An 18,942-nucleotide genomic window follows, 5' to 3' on the forward strand; every position below is an offset into this window, starting at 1 on the left:
CCGCAGGCTTCAGCGCGTTTCGCTGGTGGCATATTCCCCGCGGTGGACGCCCTCCGGGGTGCACCATAGAATCAAATGGAATTGCCTCAGCGACCTGCGGCTTTGCACCTGCGTGGGGGCGCTGTCGCGTTCTGGGACGACCGGCTCGGCCCGATCCGGTCACAGAAGTGCTGAAGGGTTGCACATGCGGTCAATGATGAAACGATTCCTCGCCGTTCTCGGCGTCGCGGGACTGCTGGCGCTCCCTGCCGCTCCCGCCCTCGCGGAGGATCCGGTGACTTTGGATCCGGCCAACAAGATTATCGACTCGGCCGGAGTCCTGGGCGGAAAAAAGCCTGATGTTGATGCCGCAATCAAGAAACTCGGCACCGATCACCAGATGAATCTGTACGTGGTTTACGTCAAAACCTTCCAGAACCCGACCGACAGCGGTGAGTGGGCCAAGGCGGTCGCGGAGAAAGCCAACCTGGGCTCCAATTCCTTGGTCCTCGCCGTCGCTACAGAGGCCCGTAAATACCAGCTGAGTAAACCGGTCAACAGCAAGATCACGAATGCCCAGCGCGAAAACATCATTAAGAATGCCGTAGACCCGCAACTGCGGAACGGCGACTATGCGAAGGCCGCCATCGACACGGCAGCAGCGATCGGCGACGCCGCCGGCGGCGGCAGCGGCACGGTCCCGTCAGGTGCCGGCAACGGCGTCCTGGTCGGCGCCGGCGTCGTGGCTGCCGGCGGCGTCGGCACCTACCTGTACCTGCGCAACCGCCGGAAGAAGGCCTCCGCCGCGGACGGCGCCGGCTACGGCCCGCAGGGCGCCGAGCTCGACCCGCTGGCAGGGCTGAGCGTCGAGGAACTGCGCCGCAAGAGCGGCTCGCTGCTGATCGAAGCGGACGACGCCATCAAATCCAGCGAGCAGGAACTCGGCTTCGCCCAGGCGCAGTACGGCGACGCGGCCGTCGGCAATTTCACCAAGGCCCTGCAGGACGCCAAGGCCCACATGTCGGAGTCGTTCAAGCTGCAACAGCAGCTCGATGACCATATTCCCGACACCGAGGAGCAGCAGCGGACCTGGCTGGGCGAAATCATCCGCCGCTCCGAGGCCGCACTGTCCTCCCTCCAGGAGCAGAAGGCGGACTTCGATTCGCTGCGCGAACTCGAGAAGAACGCCCCGCAGGCGCTGGCCGCCGTCGGCGCCGGTGCCGCGGAAGCCGAGACGAAGATCGCCGCAGCGGAGGAGTCCCTGACCGGGCTCCGCGCCAAGTACGCGGAGAGCGCGCTGGTGCAGGTCGCGGACAACATCAGCCAGGCCAAGGAACGGCTGGCCTTTGTGCAGAACGCCTCCGCCACGGCACGGGAAAAGCTCGACGCCGGGGAGGGCAGCCTCGCCGCCGTCGCCGTCCGGGCGGCCGAGGAGAGCCTGCACCAGACCAACGTGTTGCTCGGGGCCATCACCAAGGTGGCGGGCAACCTCGACGAGGCCCGCAACGGGCTTGAGTCCGCCGTGGTGGACACCTCGCAGGACCTCGCCCAGGCCCGGGCCATGATCCAGTCGGGCCCGCACCCGGAACTGACCGGCCCGGTCGCCGGGGTGGAGGCTGCCCTGGCCCAGGTAAAGGCGGAAATCGAGGGCGGCAAGATCGACCCCATCGCCACTTTGGAGCGCGTGGAGAACGCCCACCAGTCCCTCGATACGGCCCTCACCGGGATCCGCGACCAGCAGGAGCAGGCCCGCCGGGCGCAGGCCTCGCTGCAGCAAAGCATCATGTCCGCCCAAGCGCAGATCGGCGCCACCTCGGACTACATCACAGCCCGCCGCGGCGGGGTGGGCACCGAGGCGCGCACCCGGCTCGCCGAGGCCCAGCGGAACCTTGACTACGCGCTGTCCATCTCGCGCACCGACCCGGTCACGGCCCTGCAGTACGCCCAGCAGGCGCACTCCCTCGCCGCCCAGGCCGCACAGCTGGCCCAGGCGGATGTGGACCAGTTCGGCGGCTACGCCAACCAGGGGTACGGCCGCGGCGGAATGTTCGGCGGCGGCGGAGGAGGCGGCCTCGGCGGCGCCATCCTGGGCGGCATCCTGATCAACTCCATCCTGCATGGCGGCGGTGGCGGCGGCTGGGGCGGCGGAGGCGGCTGGGGCGGTGGCGACTCCGGCGGCGGCTTCGGCGGCGGGGGCGACTCCGGCGGAGGCTGGGGCGGCGACTTCGGCGGCGGAGGCGACTTCTAGCCGGCCGGTTACAGACTAGGCGCCGGCGGACTCGTTCCGGCCGGCGGGTAGAAGCGGTACATTCACTGTTCACCGAATCCAGTGGCCATCACTGGAGAGGACGAAAGGTAACACCATGGTTAAGCAGTCCATTTTCGGCCGCATGGCGCAGCTGGCGAAGGCGAACATCAATTCCTTGCTGGACCAGGCGGAGGATCCGCAGAAGATGCTGGACCAGATGGTCCGCGACTACACGAACAACATCGCCGAGGCGGAGTCGGCGGTCGCCCAGACCATCGGCAACCTGCGCATGCTCCAGGACGACTACAACGAGGACGTCAAGAACGCCCAGGACTGGGGCAACAAGGCCCTCGCCGCCTCGCGCAAGGCCGACGAGTACCGCGCCAAGGGCGACACGGTCGACGCCGAGAAGTTCGACAACCTCGCCAAGGTGGCGCTGCAGCGCCAGATCTCCTCGGAGAACGAGGCAAAGTCGGCCGAGCCGAGCATTGCGTCCCAGACCGAAGTGGTGGACAAGCTCAAGCATGGCCTGGACCAGATGAAGGGCAAGCTCAACGAGCTCACCAGCAAGCGCAACGAACTGATCGCCCGCTCCAAGACGGCGGCAGCGCAGACCCAGGTGCACGACGCCCTGCGGAGCATCGACATCATGGACCCGACCTCCGAGGTGGGCCGCTTCGAAGAGAAGATCCGCCGCGAAGAGGCCAAGGTCCGGGGCCAGCAGGAACTCGCTGCCTCCAGCCTGGACGCCCAGTTTAACTCCCTGGAGGACCTCGGCGAACAGACCGAAATCGAGGCCCGCCTGGCCGCCCTGAAGTCCGGCGGCGCCACTCCGGCCCTCGGCGCCGGAAACGGCTCCGCCGCGCGCTCCACGGTGGAGGAAGCCGACTTCGACAAGCTCTAACCCTTGAAGCGGGGCCGGGCACCACCGCGTGCCCGGCCTTTGCTGTGTCCCCGGCGCGATGCTGATCCAGTAGCGTGGAGCCATGTCTTCGACCCTTGTCTGGCTCCGCGATGACCTCCGCCTTGATGACAACCCGGCCCTGGCGGAAGCGGCCGCGCTGGGCCGCCCGCTGACCGTGGTCTACGTCCTGGACGAGGTGTCACCAGGCGTGCGGCCCCTGGGCGGAGCGGTGAAGTGGTGGTTGCACCATTCGCTCGAGGCACTCGGCGCGGACCTCGAGGCGGCAGGGTCCCGCCTGCTCTTGCGGCGCGGCCCGGCCGACCGGGTCATCCGGGGGCTGGCCGACGAGACCGGTGCCGCCCGGCTGCTCTGGAACCGCCGCTACGGCGGCCCGGAACGCGCCATCGACGCCGGCCTCAAGGACTGGGCAGCAGGCCGGGAGCTCAGCGCCTCGAGCTTCCAGGCCAGCCTGATGTTCGAACCGTGGACGGTCCGGACCGGTTCCGGCGGCCCGTACAAGGTCTTCACCCCGTTCTGGAAGGCCTGCCTCGACGCAGCGGAGCCCCGGCAGCCGCTGGATGCGCCGCAGCGGCTGCCGGAGCCGGCAAAGGCAGGCTCCGGCCGCCTGCCGGAGAGCGACCCGCTTGACAGCTGGGGACTGCTCCCCCAGAGCCCGGACTGGAGCGCAGGGCTCACCGCCGAGTGGACACCGGGCGAGGCCGGCGCGCACGGACGGCTGGAGGACTTCCTGGACGGCCCCGCCGCCGACTACGGCACGGGCCGGAACATCCCCGGCGTCGAGGGCACCAGCAGGCTCTCACCTCACCTGCGATTCGGCGAAATAAGCCCGTTCCGGGTCTGGCACGCCCTCCGGGGGCGCTTTCCGCACAGCGCACCGGCCGACGTCGGGATCTTCCGCTCCGAACTCGGCTGGCGGGAATTCTGCTGGCAACTGCTCTACGAGAACCCGCAACTGGCCACCCGGAACTACCGCCCCGAGTTTGACCGCTTTCAGTGGCAGTCGCCGTCGGACGCCGAATTGCAGGCTTGGCAGCAGGGCCGCACCGGCTATCCCCTCGTGGACGCGGGCATGCGCCAGCTCTGGCAGACCGGCTGGATGCACAACCGCGTCCGGATGGCGGCGGCCTCGTTCCTGGTCAAGAACCTGCTGGCCGACTGGCGGCTAGGCGAGGCGTGGTTTTGGGACACCTTGGTGGACGCCGACGCCGCGAGCAACCCGGCCAACTGGCAGTGGGTGGCCGGCTCCGGCGCCGACGCCTCCCCCTACTTCCGGATCTTCAACCCGGTGACGCAGAGCAAGAAATTCGACGCGGCCGGCCGCTACCTGCGCCAGTTCATCCCGGAGCTTGCCGGACTGGACGACAAGGCGGTGCACGAACCTTGGAAGGCCGCTAATGGCGGCGAGGGTTACCCGGCTCCCTTGGTGGGCTTGCCCGAGTCCCGGGCACGGGCGCTGGAGACCTACCAGCGGCTCAAGGACGGGTAGGAACAGCAAAGGCCCGGATCTGTTGATCCGGGCCTTTGCGTTCCTGCCATTGGTTGCGGGGACAGGATTTGAACCTGTGACCTCTGGGTTATGAGCCCAGCGAGCTACCGAACTGCTCCACCCCGCGTCGCTTGATCAACTCTACCCTACTTCGGGGTCGGCCCCGACCGCGGCCCGGTTTCGGCAAAGCATGGACCGCGCCGCCTGAGTGAAGGTAAGCTCCGAAGAACCGACCGTCCGCCGGATCCGCTCCCCATCCAGAGCGTCAGACCGGGCCATCTACTTCAGTGTCCGCGCCAGCGGGCCGGACGAAATCCGCCGCAGGGGGCGGCGATCCTCAGGAACTTCAAGAGGACACAGCATGATCGGACCTGTACCAGCCACGCCGGTGCCGGTTGTGCCCGCGGCGTCGGCCAAGGCCCCCGTCCGGGACCGGTACCTGGACCTGCTGCGGGCCGTCGCCTTGTTCCGGGTGGTCGCCTACCACTCCTTCGCCAGCGCGGCTTGGCTGAGTATGGTCTTCCCGTCGATGGGCGTGATGTTTGCCCTTGCTGGGTCCCTGATGGCCCGCTCACTGGAGCGGCCGGCCCTGCCAGTGTTGCGGAGCCGGACCCGCCGGCTCCTGATTCCCCTGGGGCTATACAGCGCCACTGTCCTCGTGCTCTTGCTGTGGGAGGGCTGGACTCCCGATGAGGAAGTCGGCGGATCCTGGCTCCACATCGTCCTGTGGTTTATCCCGCTCGGGGATCCTCCCTTCCCGGAGGTCGTGGGAACGGATGCGGGCCTGGTCGAATCATCCTGGGCAGCACAAGCCGAGGAAATCCTGTGGTACATCCGGGCCTACTTCTGGTTCATGCTCCTCTCACCGCTGTTGCTCACGTCGTTCCGCCGGTTTCCCTGGCCCACGTTCCTTGCCCCTCTGGGCCTGATGGCCGTCATCAGCGTGGCTGCCGTCCCATTGCCGGGCTGGGGCGCGAGTGGCATCACGGACTTCGCCACGTACGGCTCCTGTTGGATCCTCGGCTTCGCCCACTATCAGGGACTCCTCCGCACAATCCCCCGGTGGGCGTTCTTCACCGTAGGCCCGGCCTTCATGGCGCTGGGTCTACTCTGGGCGTTCACCCACCTGGACGGTTCGGACTGGGACCTGAACAACATTCCGTTCGCACAGGCCCTGTGGTCGCTGGGTTTTTGTGCAGTGCTCTTCCGGATTTCACCGTCCTGGCAATCGTTCCCCGGACCGTTACGTTTCCTGGATAAAACCGTGACATTAATGAACAACCGGGCCATGACCATCTATCTCTGGCATAACCTGCTGCTGGTTATCACGGTGGTGATCATCGACCGGCTTTATGACATCGAGGCCGTTGCCGCAGCCGTGCCGTGGCTGCTGGATGCCGAGTGGTCGCAGTTCACCGCGGTCTGGTTCCTTCTGGTTGTCCTGTTCCTCACGATCGGGTGGGTCGAAGACGTCGCCGCCAAACGCCCTCCGCAACTCTGGCCCACCGGGTCAAGGAAACCGGCTCAGGAAAAGCGCCGGCACTCGGCCGCCGGCGGCGTGCCGGAGCACCCGGCCCGGATCCCGTCCGCGGTGGGCGGGTCGGCCAGTGCTGTGGCCGATCCACTCGTCACCGGAGTTCCCATCACACGGGGGAAGCTGACAGCTATGCCCCTGATCCGGAAGTCCGGTCAGGTCCGTGCCTACCGATGCACGATCGCCGCCGGGTCGGATGATGATCCGCAGGAGCCGCTGGCACACGAGGGAGTGGAGTCGATCCATGTCTTGAACGGGCGGCTGCGGCTACGGCTCGGAGGAAAGGAACGGATCCTGGTCGCCGGCGACACCGCAGATTTCGACCCACGGGTGCCGCACTGGTTCGGACGCGCCGGGGCTGAAGCGGTGGACTTCCTCGGCTTCTTCGGGCGGCACAGCGAACTGATGCACCTGCCCGGGGACCAGCCCGCGCAGGCGGACGGCCTGTCACGACGCCCCTGATCCCGGCTGGCGGGCACGCTTAATGCAGAAAGTCCGGAACACTTTTCAGTGTTCCGGACTTTTCTTCCAGTTGCGGGGACAGGATTTGAACCTGTGACCTCTGGGTTATGAGCCCAGCGAGCTACCGAACTGCTCCACCCCGCGTCGCAAGAACAACTCTACCGGCCGGTGAACGGGAGGCCAAATCGGGGCGGCGTGATGTGCGTCCCACTCCGGTCCGCGGGCGTGGCCCGGCACCGGCCGGCGTTGCAAGCGGCGCAGCAAAAAGGCCGGATTCCCCGCTCCTGCGGAACAGGGAATCCGGCCTTCAACGGCCTTCCGGCCCGGGAGCGCCTACTTGCTCGGCGACGGCGACGGCGTGGCCGACGGCGAAGCGCTGCCGCTCGGCGACGGCGACGGAACCGGCGTCGTCGTGGTGATCTTGGCTTCCGCGTCGATCGCCCGCTGCAGGGCCGCGGAGAGCTTCTTCTGCTGCTCGCCGTAGGCAGCGAAGTCACCCTTGGCCAGCGCCTCCTGGCCCGCCTTGATGGCGGCGTTGGCCTCGTCCAGGGCCGCCTTCAGCTCCGCCTTGCCGTCCGTTGCCGCCCCGGAGGACGGCGGCGTGGATCCCGGCGCGGGAGTTGCAGGCGTCTTGCCGTTGTTCGGGGCGTCGCCGGCGGTGGCACCGGACCTGCCGCCGAACAGCTGGTTCAGGGCCTCGTCCAGGGTCGGCGCGAAGCCGATCTTGTCACCGAAGGCCACCAGGACGCGCTGCAGCGTCGGATAGGAGGTCTCACCGGTGGACTTCAGGTAGACCGGCTGGACGTAGAGCAGGCCGCCGCCGACCGGCAGCGTGAGGAGGTTGCCGTTGAGCACCGCGGACGCGCCCTGGCGCAGCAGGTTCAGGGCCTGCGACACCGTGGGATCGGAGTTGAACTTGTTCTGCGCCTGGCCGGGGCCGGGCACCTGCGTTTCCGGCGGGATCTGCAGCAGCCGCAGCTGGCCGTAGCTCTCCGCCTTCACGCCCTTCTGGTTGCCCGCGTCGGAGTCCGCGGCCAGGAAGCCGTACAGGACGTTCCGGGCGTTGTTGTTGACCACCTGCGGGATGAACGAGGAGGTGAGCTGGAAGGCCGGCTTCTCCTGGTCGGGCATCTGCAGCGACATGTAGAACGGCGGCTGCTTGACGTCGTCCTTGACGGTCGGGTCGTTCGGCACGCTCCAGGCGTCATTGTTGGTGTAAAAGTTCTCCGGGTTCGTCACGTGGTAGCGGCCCAGGAGCTCTCGCTGGACCTTGAACATGTCCTCCGGGTAGCGGACGTGGCTCATCAGGGCGCCGGACATCTCCGAGTAGGGCTTCAGCGACGTCGGAAAAACGTTCTGCCAGGCCTTCAGGACCGGATCCTGGTCATCCCAGGCGTAGAGCGTGACGGAGCCGTCGTAGGCGTCCACGGTGGCCTTGACCGAGTTGCGGATGTAGTTGACGGAGTTGCTCGGCAGGGCCGCGGTGCGGCCTGACGAGGTCAGCGAGTCGCGCGTGGCGTCTGAAAGCTGCGCCTGCTGCGAGTAGGGGAAGTACGGGCTCGTGGTGTAACCGTCCACGATCCACTTCACCCGTCCGTCGACGACGGCCGGGTAGGCGTTCCCGTCCACGGTCAGGTAGGGCGCAACCTTCTGGACGCGGTCCTTGGGGTTCCGGTCGTAGAGGATCTGCGACTCGGCGTTGACGCCGTCGGACAGCATCAGGTCCGAGGACTGGAACTTGACCGCGTAGAGGATCTTGTTGAAGAAGCTGCCGACGTTCGGGCCGCCGTTACCGGTGAAGGTGTACTGCGTTCCGGCGTCGCCTTCCTTGGCCGCCGGGCGGTCCTGCTCGCGGTGCGGAGCGCCGTCCGGGGCGCCGACGATCGAGTAGTCCGGCGAGTTTTCGCCGAAGTAGATCCGCGGCTGGTAGCTGGCGTCGGTCCCCAGTACACCCGTGGACGGGATGCCGGACTGCAGGAATTCTGGTTTGCCGTCCGCGGTGAATTTGTTGCCCTTGGCCGCTACCACGCCGTAGCCGTGGGTGTAGACGACGTGCCGGTTGAGCCAGGACTGCTGGTTGGTGGCGAGGCCGTCCGGGTTCAGCTCGCGCACGGCGATGACGGTGTCCTGGATCTTGCCGTTCACCTCATAGCGGTCCACGTTCAGGGTGCTCGGGAACTGGTAGTACGGCCGGTACTGTTCCAGCTGCGAGAACGCGTCCGAGATCAGGTTCGGGTCCAGCAGGCGGATGTTGGCGGTGGTCTGGGCGTCCGGGGCGAGGGCGCCGGTGGTGGCGTTGGTGGTGGCCTCGTAGCGCTTCTCCTGGATCTTATCCAGGCCGTAGGCGGCGCGGGTCATGGCGATGTTCCGCTTGATGTATTCGTTCTCAAGGGTCTGCTCCGAGGGGCGGACCTGGAACTGCTGGATCACCCAGGGGTAGACGCCGCCGGCCAGGATCGAGGTGATGACCAGCATGGCGGTGCCGATGACCGGCAGCCTCCACTTGCCGATGACGGCGGCCACGATGAACAGCACGGCCACGAGCGCCGCGGCGACGGCGAGGATGGCCTTGGTGGGGATGACGGCGTTCACGTCGGTGTAGAGCGCGCCGGCCCAGCGGCCGCTGTTGTTCAGCACGGCGGAGTAGCGGTCCAGCCAGAAGTTGACGCCGAGCAGCAGCAGGAACGACGCGCCGGTGACCGCGAGGTGGATCTGGGCGGCGCGGCTGGTGAAGATGCCGCGCTCCAGCAGCCGGATGCTGCCGTACAGGTAATGGGTGAGGATGCCGGCGATCCCGGCCACGACGGCGACGCTGATCAGGAAGCCGGTGACGAAGCCCAGGAACGGCAGCGTCATGAGGTAGAAGCTGATGTCCAGGTTGAACTGCGGGTCGTTGCGGCCGAAGGGCTCCTGGTTGAGGAAGAGCAGCACCTTCTGCCACTGGCTGGCGGCCGCGCTGCCGGCGAAGAGGCCGAACAGTACCGGCAGCCCGATCATGACCACGCGGCGGATCGGCTCAAGCTGGGCCTGGTAGCGGTTGAGGTTGTCCCGGACGTCCGAGTCCGGCGCGTAGACCGGACGGGAGGTGTACGCGATCCGGATCGCGAAGAACATGGCGGCGAACATGATGGCGAAGCCGGCCAGGAAGATGGCGATCCGTGCGAGGTTCTCGGTCAGGAAGACTTCGAAGAAGCCCAGCTGCTGATACCAGAGGACATCCGTCCAGACATTGGCGAAGAAGATGAAGCCGACCACGATCAAGGCGACCACAATCAATGTCGGCGTCAGTGCTCCTCGCCGTTGCGGTGGCCTTCCGGGTGGGACGGTGCTGGGACGGGACAAACTCGGTACCTCATAGCTGGTCGTCGGTGCTGCTGGCTTTTTAGTTGTCTATAGCTGGTGGTTGGCGGCGGCGTACGGGCCGTCATTTAGTGCCACGAGTGGCACCGGAGCTTAGTTCCGGGCTCAGTCTAGTTGCTGGTGCAGGTGGGAAGTCCCGATGTGTCGCTGCCCTTGGCGGCGAGTTCGACCGCGTGCCGCGCCTCGGCCAGGTTTTCCACCTTGACGACCTGCAGCCCGTTGGGAACGTGGCCCATGACGTCGTCGCAGTTGGCCGCCGGGGCAAGGAACATGGTGGCGCCGCCGGACCTGGCGCCGACCATTTTCTGGCCGATCCCGCCGATGGCCCCCACGGCGCCATCGGGCGTGATGGTTCCGGTACCGGCGACGTGCTTGCCGCCGGTCAGGTCACCGGGCGTCACGGTGTCCACGATGCCGAGGGCAAACATCATCCCCGCGCTGGGGCCGCCGACCTTGTCCAGCGAGATCTTGACGTCAAAGGGGAATTTGAACTTGTACTGCAACACGACGCCGAGCAGGTAGCGGCCGGTCTGCGACTTGCTCGGGGTCACCGTCACCGGCAGCCGGCTGCCGTTGCGGTCGACGACGACCGTGACCGGTTTGCCCGCGCCCGCCGCGAGCTGCGCCTGGACGACGCTCAGGGCGGTAATCGGTTTGCCGTCGATCGAGACCAGCACATCACCTTCCTGGATTTCGCCCTTCGACGCCGAGTCGTCCGGGATCCCGGCAACCTGCAGCTTCTGCTCGAACGGGATGCGGAGTTCCTTGAGGGCGGAGGCCACCGCGTTCTCCTGCGACGTCGTCATGGCGACGGCGCTTTCCTGCTGCGACTGCTCCTTGGTGACGCCGGTGGGGAAGATCAGTTCCTCCGGGTAGACCGCCTTGGTGGGGGTCAGCCAGGCGCTGAGGGCTTCGAACGCGGTGACCGGGCCGTTCGGGCCGCCGTCGACGTACACCGTGGTGAGGTCCAGGCTGCCCTTGGCCGGGTAAGTCTCGTGGCCGGAGACGCTGATGACCGGTTTGCCGTTGTCCGTGCCAATCGTGTTGAAGGTGGGGCCGGGCGATTCCACCACGTACGGAACGGGCAGGCTCATCGCGGCGAGGCCCAGGGCCAGCGCCAGCAGGCCCGAGACGAGCATGGCCGAGGAGCGGTTGTCCTTGCCGCCGTCGCGGCGCGCGGGTTCGCCGGGGGCCTGTCCGCCCTGGGTATTCGTCAATGAAGGACCTCTCCGTGCCGGCGCCCGGGCCGCTTTCGGGAAGGGGACCCGGGGCGCTGCGGCTGCGGCCGAAACCGGCTCGGCAGCCTGCAATTATTCCAGCCTCTAACACTACGCGCTCGGGCACCGCCGGGGCTCTTTGCCGACAGCGAACGTGACCGGGTTTCGGGAGACAGCCGCGCAGGCGGCGGGTAGCGTGAAGTTGAGCACCAGTCACACCGACGATCGGCGGGATCATGACCTCTAACCCACTCAATCCGTCCAACGGGGACGACGAACCCAAGGATCCGCTGGCCGAAATGCTGCAGAACCTGATGGGCGGCAAGGGCATGGGGGACATCGATCCGGCGGAGCTTGCCAAGGCCGCCGGGCTGCCCGACGATCCGAACCTGCTGGCGCAGATGTTTTCGCAGGTCCAGGCCATGATGAGCGCCTCCTCTGACGGGCCCGTGAACTGGCAGCTGGCCCACGAAAATGCCCGCCGGGTGGCCGCCAGCGGATCCGACCCCTCCGTCACGGCCGCGCAGTCCCGCGAAGTCGACGAGGCCCTCCGGCTGGCAGAGCTGTGGCTGGACCAGGTCACCGAACTTCCCGCCACCGGGCTGATCGGCCGGGCCTGGTCCCGCGCCGAGTGGGTTGAGGAAACCCTGGGCACGTGGAAGCGGCTGACGGAGCCCGTTGCCAACAGCATCGCGAACGCGCTTTCCTCCGCCATGACCGAGCAGATGCCAGAGGAAATGAAGTCCATGATGGGCGGCGCCTCCTCGATGCTGCAGAACATGGGCGGTGCCATCTTCGGCATGCAGCTGGGCCAGGCAATCGGCGCCCTCTCCGCCGAGGTGGTCAGCTCCACCGACATCGGCGTCCCCCTCGCCGACCTGGAAATGGCGCTGCTGCCGGCCAACGTGGCGAAGTTCGGTGAAGGACTCAGCCTGCCGGAAAACGATATCCGGCTCTTCCTCGCGGTCCGCGAGGCCGCCCACGCGCGGCTTTTCGTGCAGGTGCCGTGGCTACGCGGGCACCTGCTCGGCGCGATCGAGGCCTACGCCCGCGGCATCCACATCGACACCTCCAAGATCGAAGAGCTGGCCCGCGAGCTGGACCCCAGCAATCCCGAGGGCATCCAGGAAGCCTTGTCGCAGGGCGTCTTTATGCCGCAGCGGACCCCGGCCCAGGAGCAGGCCCTCGAAAAGCTGGAGACCGCGCTGGCCCTGGTGGAGGGCTGGGTTGACGAACTCACGGCCGCCGCGACGGAGAAGCTGCTGCCCTCGGCGGCGGCGCTGCGCGAGACCGTCCGGCGCCGCCGCGCGACCGGCGGGCCCGCGGAACACGCGTTCTCCTCCCTTGTCGGGCTCGAGCTCCGGCCCCGCCGGCTGCGCGAGGCCGCGACGTTGTGGGCCCAGCTCAAGGAAGAACGCGGGGTGGAGGGCCGGGACGCCATCTGGCAGCACCCCGATCTGCTCCCCACGCCGGAGGACCTGGATGACCCGAAGGGCTTCAGCGGGCGCCGCAAGCTGGCGGAGGCCAGCGACACCGAGGTTGACGATGCCCTGCAGAAGCTGCTGAGCGGCGGGTTCGACAGCGCTGCGCCCGGGGCGGAGCAGGCCGGCGACGAGCCCGGAGATGAGCCCGGAGACACCGAGGATTCCGGTGATGGACCCGGCACCGGCGGCGGAAGCGGCAGCCCCAAGGCTTAGCCGAAGCGTCAGCGAACCGCTCGGGTAGCCCCGGCGCGAACCTTGGTTCGGGCCGGGGCTTTGCCGTGTGGGCCGGACGTCAGCGGGCGGGGAGCCTCAGTCGTCGACGACGTCGTCGTCGGTGCCGTCCGCCGGAAGGCCGCGGGAGGTGGCAAACGACACGCCTTCCAGGAACGCCTTGGCGCGTTCCGTGTCCGGGTACGCCGCCAGCAGCCGCCAGAACGCGGCGTTGTGGGCCGCCACCAGAAGGTGCGCCAGCTCATGCAGCAGCACATAGTCGACGACCCATTGCGGCATGGGCTGCAGCTTGTGCGAAAGCCGGATGGTCCCCTCCGCCGGCGTGGCCGAACCCCAGCGCGAATTCTGGTTGGTCACCCAGCGGACGGATGCCGGGACGGCCCGGCCGCCGAGGTAGCTGGCGGACAGTTCGGCCGCACGGGCAGCCAGTTCGACGTCGCTGCCGGCCCGGCGCTTGCCGGCGGCCTTGCGGCCGCGGCTGCCCTGCAGCCGCAACTTCTCCAGCATCCGGTTGACCCATTCGCGTTCCTGGGCGCCGCTGAAGTGCGCGGGGATGGCGACGACCGCAGTGCCGTTTTCCCAGAACGCCGCCACCGTGCGGCGCCGGCGGGCTGAGCGGCGCACTTCCACGGGTGCGCCGTCGGCGGTGGTCAGCGGGGTGCCGCTGGTGGTCATGGCGCCGGCCATTAGAGGCTGGAGCTTTCCGTCAGGACCGCCAGCACCGCTTCGCCGTACTTTTCCAGTTTGGACGCGCCGACTCCGGGCAGCTTGGCAAGCTGTTCGAGCGATTCCGGCCGCGCCTCGGCGATCGCGGTCAGGGTCGCGTCGGTGAAGACCACGAAGGCGGGAACGTCGGCTTCCAGCGCGGTTTCCTTCCGCCACTGCCGCAGCGCGTCGAAAGTCTGCTCTTCATAGCTCGGCGGGCACTGGTTGCACCGGCCCACCTTGCGTTCGGCGCCGCTGGAGAGCATGCTTCCGCAGACCCGGCACGACGCCGGCACGGCAGCCTTGCGCCGCGGCGCCGCTCCCTTGCCGCGGACCGAGGAGCTCGCCACCGAGTCCGGCCGCAGCCCGTCGAGGAACCGCGAGGGCTTCCGGTTGGCGCGGCCGCCCGGGGTCCTGGCCGTGGACCAGGACAGGTTCAGGTGCTCCTTGGCGCGGGTGATGCCGACGTAGAACAGGCGGCGTTCCTCATCCACGGCCTCGGGAGTGTCCGCGAAGGAGATCGGCATCAGTCCTTCGCTCAACCCGACCAGGAACACAGCCTCCCACTCCAGGCCCTTCGCGGCGTGCAGGGACGCCAAGGTCACCCCTTGGACGGTGGGGGCGTGCTGCGCCAGCGAACGTTCCTGGAGTTCGTTCACGAAGTCCGCGAGGCTGAACTGCGCTCCCCTGCTGACCACCAGCTCATCGGCGAGGGCCACGAGTGCGGCCAGCGATTCCCAGCGCTCCCTCAGCGCGCCGCCGCTGTGCGGGGCCGCGTCCGTGTACCCGAGCGATGACACGATGTCGCGGACCAGCTGGCCCAGGGGCTCCGGCATCGCGGTCTCGGCGACGGCGCGGGTGGCGGCCCGGAGCTGCAGGATCGCGTCCCGGACTTCCTTGCGGGCGAAGAACCGCTCGCCGCCGCGGAGCTGGTAGCCGATGCCGGCCGAGGCGAGGGCCTGTTCGTAGGCCTCCGACTGGCCGTTGGTGCGGAACAGCACCGCGATCTGGCTCGCGGGCGTCCCGGCGTCCAGCAACGTCCGGATCTTGACGGCCACCGTGGCAGCTTCGGCCTCGTCGTCGGAGCACTCGGTGAACTGAGGCACGGGGCCTGCCGGCCGCTGGGCCACCAGCTGCAGCGGCGCGGCCCAGGCCGCATCCGCCACGGGACCGCCGCTGCGCCGGCCGGCCAGCAGATCGTTGGCCAGCTTCACCACCTGCGGGGTGGACCGGTAGTCGCGGATCAGCTTGACCACGGTGGCGTCCGGGTACTGGGCCTTGAAGCCGAGCAGGTGCTTCGGCGAGGCGCCGGTGAAGGAGTAAATGGTCTGGCTGGCGTCGCCGACCACGCACAGGTCATCCCGGCCGCCCAGCCACAGCTCAAGGAGCCGCTGCTGCAGCGGCGACACGTCCTGGTATTCGTCCACCACGAAGTGCCGGTACTGCTCCCGGACGGTGGCGGCCACCTTGGGGTCCTCCTGCAGGATCCCCACCGTGATCAGCAGGACGTCCTCGAAGTCGATCACGTTCCGGTCCGTCTTCACGTCCTCGTACGACTGGAAGACGCGGGCGACGGCGGTCAGGTCGAACCCGCCGGGCGTGCCGCGGCCCTGGGCCTTTTCCAGGTAGTTGGCCGGGGTAAGCATGGACACCTTGGCCCACTCGATCTCGGAGGCAAGGTCCCGGATGGAGGCCCGGTCGGTGCTGAGTCGCAGCCGGCGCGCCGCTTCCGCGATCATCTGCGCCTTGTGGTCCAGCAGGTTCGGCAGGGCGCCTCCCACGGCCATCGGCCAGAAGAACTGGAGCTGGCGCAGCGCGGCGGCGTGGAAGGTGCGGGCCTGCACGCTGCCGACACCGAGGTCGCGGAGCCGGCTGCGCATTTCGGCGGCGGCCCGTGCGGTGAAGGTGACGGCCAGCAGCCGCTGCGGGCTGTACACGCCCGAGTGCACACCGTAGGCGATGCGGTGCGTGATGGCACGGGTCTTGCCGGTGCCGGCCCCCGCGAGCACGCACATGGGCCCGTTCAAGGTGCTGGCCACCTCGCGCTGCTCGGCGTCGAGTCCGCCGAGGATCCGCTCTTCGAGGGAGCGGTTGTCCGGTGCCGGAAGTTCGGTGGCCTGCCCACCGTCGCGGGACTGCCCGGACGGGATGGCACTGGACTGGAAGATATCTGTGTTCACGTCTGCTGCTCAGTCGTTGGAGGGGATGCGGTGGTGGCGGCCCGGCGTCGTCAGCGCCGGAGTGCCGACGGGTGTTGTCATGATGACCTCATGCGCTGTCCTGGCGGTCCTGGATGACGCCCCCGTACCAGTGCTCAATCAGGGCGCGCGCGATTGAGAGCCTGCTGGAGATGACGATCTCGCCGCTCAGCACGGCGTCCTGCAGCTCGCGGCGGCTGAACCAGCGCGCCCGGGTGACCTCGACGCCGTCGGGCGTGGCCTCGGTGTCCGCCGTCGTCGCGGTGAATCCGAGCATCAGCGACGCCGGGAAGGGCCAGGACTGGGAGCCAAGGTATTGCGATGCGGTGACCCGGACGCCGACTTCTTCGCCGATTTCACGGATGACGGCCTGTTCGAGGGATTCGCCGGGCTCGACGAAACCGGCCAGGGTCGAGTAGTTCCTGGAGTCGAGCGGGCCGCCGCCGCCCAGCAGCAGCCGGTCGTCCGGCCCCACAACGGTGACGATGATGGCCGGGTCGGTGCGCGGATAATGCTCGGACTTGTCCGAGGGGCAGCGCCGGACCCAGCCGCCGGCCTCCGGTACGGTGGCCGCGCCGCAGCGCGGGCAATGGGTGTGGGTGGCGTGCCAATTGGCGATGGCGCTGGCTTCGATGAACAGGGCAGTGTCGGTGGGATCCAGCTGCGCGGCCACTTCCCGGAATCCGGCCCACTGAGCACCGGCCGGAATGCCTTCGACGTGCGGTTCGAACGGCTCGGCACGGACCTCGAACTGTTCCGGAAGGATGAACAGCACGTATTGGGTCCCCGGCGCCGCGCTGGCACCGGGCAGTGCGCTGCCGAGGTAGATCACCTGTTCCGGCGCGTAAGCGGTCCCCCTGAGCCGGTCGGCGAGGCCTGCTGCATCAAGGAAGACCAGGCCCTCGCCGCTGACCAGCGCCTGGCGCCGCGACAGGACCATAGCGCGCACGCCGCCGGAGCGGAGCAGCTCCTCCAGCATTCCGGGCCTTAACCTGGCAGCGGAGCCGCGGTCAATCAACGCAGGGCGCACCGGAAGGACGGTGTCCCGCAACTGGTTGGCCTGCGGGCTGTCCGCCGCGGCAGGTACCACCGCGGCTCGATCAATGTGTTCCGTACTTGGCCCGGTATTCTGCCTGGTACCGGACTCCGGTGACTCCGCAAGACTCATGTACCCACCGTACCGACCCCCGCCGACAATTGACATTTCCCCGGGCGGAGCGGGGCCGGCCTCGCAGAACCGGCTTAGGATTCGACGTCGGCGGCGGCAATGGCCTTGTCCGTGAGGACGGGCATCATCGTGAGCAGCGCGAGGGTTAGCACCCCCATGATGCCGAACATGACCTGCAGACCCAGCCATTGGGCAAGCAAGCCGCCCGCTGCAGCACCGAGTGGCATGGTGCCCCAGGCCAGCAGGCGGTACGCGCTGTTGACTCTGCCCAGCAGGCGATTGGGAGTGATGCGCTGGCGCAGGGATACGGTGATGACGTTCCACAGCACAATCAGCATGCCGCCCACGAAGAGAATCGGGCCCAGGACGTAAGGGTTATTGGTCATGGCCGGTGCACCCACAAACAACGCGACCCCGAAAATCGTGAGCATCAGGGACTTCGACCGGCCCAGCGTGGCCTCCGCCCATTCGGAGCTGAATGAACCGATGAAGGCGCCGAGAGCGGAGGCCGTTAGAAGCAGGCCGAACCCCACCTCAGACAGTTTCATTTCCGAGGCCGGTCCCACGGCAAAAAGCACTAAGACTGCAAATGCCGCGCTGGATGCGAAGTTGAACACTCCCGTCATGACCGCGAGCGTGCGCAGGATCTTCTGGTGCCAAAGGAACCGCAAACCCTCACCGATGTCGAAGCGCAAGGTTGTCTTCTGCTCCCGCTCCATTCGGAAAACCCCCGGGACCAGGAGCAGGCCACCGACGGCCGCAAGCCACAGCGCGGCAGGCACGGCAAGTCCCGCAACGACGCCGAAGGCCACCAGCAGTCCGCCCAGCGGAGGGCCAACAAACTGATTGGCGGTGAGCTCGACGGCGTAGAGGCGGCCGTTGGCACGCGAAAGCTGATCCCGGTGCACCACCTGGGGCATAAGCGACTGTGCGGAGGTGTCGTAGAGCGTTTCGGCCACGCCCACCATCAAGGCGACAATATAGAGAGCCCAAATGGAGCCGAAATCCAGCAGGATGACGGCGACCAGGGCGGCGGGCAGCAGTCCCCGGCCGAGGTTGGCCCACAGCATGAGCTTGCGCCGGTCCAGCCGGTCGGCCAGCGCTCCGGCAGTCAGGGCGAAGAGAAGCCACGGCAGCGTAGCTGCGACGGTCAGCCCGGCCACCAGTGTGGGTGACTGCGTGAGCTGAATAGCCAGCAGCGGCAGGGCGATCTTGAAGACCCCGTCCGCGAGGTTGGACAGCCCGGACGAGGTCCATAGTTTCCAGTAGGACGCCCCCAGCGGCGCACGATTCCGTTCCTTCACCCGCCCGGTTTGATCGGTCATAGGTGAACCATCCCGCATTGATTGAGAAAATTCAAGGGGGCTTGAATCCAGTACATCACTTTGTAGGATGGGTATATGGAACAGCAGACGAGCGTGGACGACGAGAGGCCCGCCGCCAGCGCCCGGGAAATTAAGGCACTGGCCCACCCGCTGCGTTTGCGGATCCTGCGCCTGTGCGGGCTCCACGAACTGACCAACAAGCAACTCGCCGACCGACTGGGCCAGGATCCGGGGACCATGCTCTACCACGTGCGGCAATTGCTCTCCGCCGGATTCCTTGAACCCGCCCAGGTCCGCACCGGAGAAAGTGGTGCGCTGGAGAAGCCGTACCGTTCCACCGGACGGTCCTGGCATCTGGAGACCGCACTGGGTGAGGCTGGTCCGGGCGGTCCGCTGGCGCCGGTGGAGGCGTTTCGGGAAGAGCTGACGGAAGCGGGGCCGGACGCACTCGCCAGCCTTTCTCGCTTCGTTCTGCACCTCTCCGAGGCGGATGCTGATGACCTCATCACGCGCATCCACACGGTGCTGAGCGAATACACCAACAGTGACAGGCAGCGCGCCGACCAGCCCGCGTACGGCGGCATCTTCGTCCTTCACCGGTCCCCGGACTAGGTCGTTGT

12 protein-coding genes and 2 tRNA genes are annotated in these 18,942 nt (G+C 67.7%); 6 read left to right on the plus strand and 8 right to left on the minus strand.

Annotated elements, in window-relative coordinates; genetic code table 11:
• Positions 1-184: 184 nt before the first annotated feature.
• From AC1MBE_RS04430 to AC1MBE_RS04440, 3 genes are all read left to right on the plus strand, one after another.
• The gene (locus tag AC1MBE_RS04430; RefSeq protein ID WP_479781093.1) at positions 185-2,227 is read left to right on the plus strand and encodes a TPM domain-containing protein; all 2,043 of its coding nucleotides are present in this window, start codon (positions 185-187) and stop codon (positions 2,225-2,227) included.
• Between the two features lie 115 nt (positions 2,228-2,342).
• On the plus strand, positions 2,343-3,131 hold the full coding sequence (locus AC1MBE_RS04435) for a PspA/IM30 family protein (RefSeq protein WP_479781094.1): 789 nt from the start codon (positions 2,343-2,345) through the stop codon (positions 3,129-3,131).
• 82 nt (positions 3,132-3,213) lie between these two features.
• Positions 3,214-4,638: a cryptochrome/photolyase family protein gene (locus AC1MBE_RS04440; protein WP_479781095.1), complete on the plus strand. Its 1,425-nt coding sequence runs from the start codon at positions 3,214-3,216 to the stop codon at positions 4,636-4,638.
• A 50-nt stretch (positions 4,639-4,688) separates the two neighbouring features.
• Here the strand turns inward: AC1MBE_RS04440 and AC1MBE_RS04445 are convergent.
• Positions 4,689-4,765: transfer RNA gene (locus AC1MBE_RS04445), tRNA-Met, on the minus strand.
• 234 nt (positions 4,766-4,999) lie between these two features.
• On the opposite strand from AC1MBE_RS04445, the gene AC1MBE_RS04450 reads away from it, so the two are divergent.
• The gene (locus tag AC1MBE_RS04450) at positions 5,000-6,634 is read left to right on the plus strand and encodes an acyltransferase family protein (protein WP_479781096.1); all 1,635 of its coding nucleotides are present in this window, start codon (positions 5,000-5,002) and stop codon (positions 6,632-6,634) included.
• Positions 6,635-6,704: 70 nt separating this feature from the next.
• Here AC1MBE_RS04450 and AC1MBE_RS04455 read toward each other — a convergent pair.
• The 3 genes from AC1MBE_RS04455 to AC1MBE_RS04465 all read right to left on the minus strand — a co-directional run bounded on the left by AC1MBE_RS04455 (position 6,705) and on the right by AC1MBE_RS04465 (position 11,211).
• Positions 6,705-6,778, minus strand: a tRNA-Met gene (locus AC1MBE_RS04455).
• A gap of 189 nt (positions 6,779-6,967) precedes the next feature.
• Positions 6,968-9,976, minus strand: coding sequence for a UPF0182 family membrane protein (locus tag AC1MBE_RS04460; RefSeq protein WP_479781097.1), 3,009 nt, complete (start codon positions 9,974-9,976; stop codon positions 6,968-6,970).
• Positions 9,977-10,104: 128 nt separating this feature from the next.
• A complete protein-coding gene (locus tag AC1MBE_RS04465; protein ID WP_479781098.1) occupies positions 10,105-11,211 on the minus strand; it encodes a YlbL family protein in 1,107 nt (368 codons plus the stop codon).
• A gap of 236 nt (positions 11,212-11,447) precedes the next feature.
• Here AC1MBE_RS04465 and AC1MBE_RS04470 point away from each other — a divergent pair, with 236 nt between their 5' ends.
• Positions 11,448-12,908: a zinc-dependent metalloprotease gene (locus AC1MBE_RS04470; protein ID WP_479781099.1), complete on the plus strand. Its 1,461-nt coding sequence runs from the start codon at positions 11,448-11,450 to the stop codon at positions 12,906-12,908.
• 96 nt (positions 12,909-13,004) lie between these two features.
• On the opposite strand, the gene AC1MBE_RS04475 is transcribed toward AC1MBE_RS04470, so the two are convergent.
• The 4 genes from AC1MBE_RS04475 to AC1MBE_RS04490 all read right to left on the minus strand — a co-directional run bounded on the left by AC1MBE_RS04475 (position 13,005) and on the right by AC1MBE_RS04490 (position 18,322).
• Positions 13,005-13,601 (minus strand): M48 metallopeptidase family protein, encoded by a 597-nt coding sequence (locus AC1MBE_RS04475; RefSeq protein WP_479781100.1) that lies wholly within the window; start codon positions 13,599-13,601, stop codon positions 13,005-13,007.
• An 11-nt stretch (positions 13,602-13,612) separates the two neighbouring features.
• Positions 13,613-15,703: an ATP-dependent DNA helicase UvrD2 gene (locus tag AC1MBE_RS04480; protein ID WP_479782472.1), complete on the minus strand. Its 2,091-nt coding sequence runs from the start codon at positions 15,701-15,703 to the stop codon at positions 13,613-13,615.
• Between the two features lie 196 nt (positions 15,704-15,899).
• On the minus strand, positions 15,900-17,033 hold the full coding sequence (gene nudC, locus AC1MBE_RS04485) for an NAD(+) diphosphatase (protein ID WP_479781101.1): 1,134 nt from the start codon (positions 17,031-17,033) through the stop codon (positions 15,900-15,902).
• Positions 17,034-17,071: 38 nt separating this feature from the next.
• Entirely contained in the window at positions 17,072-18,322 is a 1,251-nt protein-coding gene (locus tag AC1MBE_RS04490; protein ID WP_479781102.1) for an MFS transporter, read from the minus strand.
• A gap of 75 nt (positions 18,323-18,397) precedes the next feature.
• Between AC1MBE_RS04490 and AC1MBE_RS04495 the strand changes: the two genes are divergently transcribed.
• On the plus strand, positions 18,398-18,934 hold the full coding sequence (locus tag AC1MBE_RS04495) for an ArsR/SmtB family transcription factor (RefSeq protein ID WP_479781103.1): 537 nt from the start codon (positions 18,398-18,400) through the stop codon (positions 18,932-18,934).
• Positions 18,935-18,942 lie beyond the last annotated feature (8 nt).

It is taken from the genome of Arthrobacter sp. BG5 (assembly GCF_056680155.1).